The 2,900-nt window shown below is 72.5% G+C and carries 2 protein-coding genes; both read right to left on the bottom strand.

All coding sequences use genetic code 11. The annotated features are described in order from the left end of the window. Positions 1-37: 37 nt before the first annotated feature. Entirely contained in the window at positions 38-1,096 is a 1,059-nt protein-coding gene (locus HO151_RS04980; RefSeq protein WP_173894897.1) for a DegT/DnrJ/EryC1/StrS aminotransferase family protein, read from the bottom strand. A 74-nt stretch (positions 1,097-1,170) separates the two neighbouring features. Beyond that, on the bottom strand, positions 1,171-2,547 hold the full coding sequence (locus HO151_RS04975) for a glycosyltransferase (protein WP_173894896.1): 1,377 nt from the start codon (positions 2,545-2,547) through the stop codon (positions 1,171-1,173). Between the last annotated feature and the right edge of the window lie 353 nt (positions 2,548-2,900).

Raw genomic sequence — 2,900 nt, 5'->3', positions numbered from 1 at the left:
CGCGCGGGCGCGGCGGCCCGCGGCGCGGGCCGGCCGGTCAGCCCGCGGTGTAGAACTCCCGGACGGCGCCGGTGATGTACTCCTGGTCGGCGGCGGTCAGCCCGGTGTGGGTGGGCAGGTACAGCCCGTCCTCGCTGAACCGGTGGGCGTTGAGCGTCGGCCACACCGGGTCGAGGTAGCCGGGCTGGCGGCTCATCGGCTTGAAGAACAGCCGGGTCTCCACGCCGCGCGCGTCGAGGTGGGCGCGCAGTTCCTCCCGGCGCTCGGCGCGCAGGTCGTACATCCACAGCACGTCGCGGGCCGGCATCAGCGTGATGCCGGGGACGTCCTTGAGGGCGGCGTCGTAGCGGGCCTCGATCTCCCGGCGCGCGGCGAGGATGCCGTCGAGGCGCTCCACCTGGGCCAGCGCCACGGCGCCCTGCATGGCGGTCATGCGGTGGTTGTAGGCCAGCTTCTTGTGCAGGAAGCTGTGGTCGCGGGTGAAGGCCATCGCCCGCAGGTGCGCCATCTGCTCGGCGAGCCGGGGGTCGTCGGTGAGGCAGACGCCGCCCTCGCCCGCCGTGATGATCTTGTTGGCGAAGAGCGAGAAGCAGGCGATGTCCCCGACCGGACGGACGCCGTGCGCCTCCGCGGAGTCCTCCACCACCCGCAGGTTGTACTGGTGGGCGATGTCCATGACCGCGTCCATGTCGCAGCGCCGCCCGTAGACGTGCACCGGCATGATCGCCCGGGTGCGCGGGGTGATCTTCTCCTCGATGCGGATGACGTCGATGTTCAGGTCGTCCGCGCAGTCGACGAAGACGGGGGTGGCGCCGGTGTAGGTGACGGCCCACGCGGAGGCGATCATGGTGAACTCCGGCACGATCACCTCGTCGCCCGGCCCGATGCCCAGGGCGCGCAGCGCGAGGGTGAGGGCGGCCGTGCCGGAGGAGCAGGCGACGCCGTGCGCCACCCCGTTCCACGCGGCGAAGGCTTCCTCGAAGCGCCGTACGTACGGCCCCTGGGACGAGATCCAGCCGCCGGACACGGCGTCGGTGACGTACTCCAGTTCCCGGCCGTCCAGGAAGGGCCGGGAGACGGGGTGGGTGAAGGCCATGGGGTCCTCGCTGCTGTGGCTGTCGCTGTCGCTGGGCTGTGGCTGGGCCGGGTCCGGCCGGGGTGCCGGGTGGGTCATGCCGCGGGGAGCAGGCCGAGCACGACGTCGGCGGCGGCCTCCCGGCCGCCCGCCGCCTTCTGCAGGGCGCCCAGCCGCTCGGCCCGCTCGCGGAAGGACGGGTCGGAGGTGACCCGGGTCAGCTTGTCCACCACGTCGTCCGGGTCGACGGTGTGCGGCCGGTCCAGGGTCAGGCTGATGCCGAGGTCGCGCCCGCGCACCGCCTGGTCGAAGCAGTCCACCCACAGCGGCCGCACCACCTGCGGCTTACCGAAGTAGACGCCCTCGTGGTAGGCGTTGCCGCCGCCGTGCGAGAAGAACGCCGACACGTTCGGGTGGGCCAGCACGTCCAGCTGCGAGGGCACCCAGCTCTCCACCCGCAGGGTCGCCGGCAGCGTCTCGGCGGGCGGCAGCAGGTGCTGCTGCTCCGCGGGCAGCTTCCACAGGAACTGGTGCGTGCCGGACATCCGCCTGGCCACCTCCACCAGCGCCCCGACCTCCTCGCGGGTGAGCCGGGTGATGGTGCCGAAGCCCATGTAGACCACCGAGGACTGCTTGTCGAGCCATCCCGACACCTCGGTGTCCTGCGGCGCCTCCGGCAGCGGCGGCAGCACGGCTCCCATCAGGCGCAGCTTCTCCGGTACGTCGAAGGGGTAGTCCAGCTCCGCGACGGAGGAGCAGACCACGGCGGCGGCCTCGTCCACCCGCGTCATCGCGTTGGGCGGGGCGATGCCCAGCTCCTTGCGGATCGCCGCGTCCTCCCGCAGCACCTTGCCCATCGCCGGGTGCAGGAACATGCCCAGCGTCCGCCACTTGAACAGCGTGTTGGCCAGCTTCTGGCGCCTCGACATCACCAGCGGCAGTCCCGAGTTGGGGACCGGGAAGTTCTTGGGCGTGTAGGAGGCGCCGAAGGGGTTGTGCGAGGTCAGCACGTTGCTGGCGACGAACGGCACATTGAGCACGTACGGGATGCCGCGGGCCAGTGCCAGGTCGACCGCGAAGCCGGCCACGCAGTCCACGACCATGAGCGCCGGGCGGACCTCGTCGACGACCCGCTCCAGCGCACGGAACTTGCGGGCCTGGAGAGCCGGCTTGTACGACTGCCGCACCACCGCGCGGTGCGCCTTGAACCGGGAGGACTGGGTGACCTCGCGGTACACGTCGTCGTCCCAGGTCACCGCGGACAGTTCGGGGACCACCTCGCCCAGTGAGGCGAACGACACCGCGGAGGCGGCGGAGAGCGCCTCCACGTCCTGCCGCCGGTGCTCGTCGGTGGCGAACCACAGGCCGGGCACGCCGCGCCGGGCCAGCTCCCCGGCCAGCACCAGCAGCGGGTTCAGCAGCCCGCTCTCGGGCAGGCTGACGAAGAGGATCGGCCGGGCGGCGGAGTCCATGGGGGCCCTTTCACGAAGTGACTGCCGTGGATCGCCGCGGCCCGGTCGAGCGTGGACGGGCGCGGCGGTGCGGTGCCGTGCGGCCTGTCGGCCGGACCGGACACGCGGGGTGCCGATCGCACCACCACTTGATCTCACGGCCGCCACCGGGGAAATCCTTAGATTTCTCGCCGCGAGGGGTCGCGGGGACGTTCCGCGGCCCGGATGTGGCTTGAATGTCGTTCCGGTGGGCAGGCGGCGGGTCGCCGCCGGTGACCGGCTCCGGACGCCGCGCCCGTGCCCGGCACGGGAGCCGCCGCGCCGTCCGCCCCGCACGACGTGAGGAGAGCAAGTGACCAACCGGGCCCGCGCCG

It is taken from the genome of Streptomyces sp. 8P21H-1 (assembly GCF_013302945.1).
The sequence above is the reverse complement of the archived record's forward strand: the minus strand, read 5'-3'. Positions and strand labels throughout refer to the sequence as shown.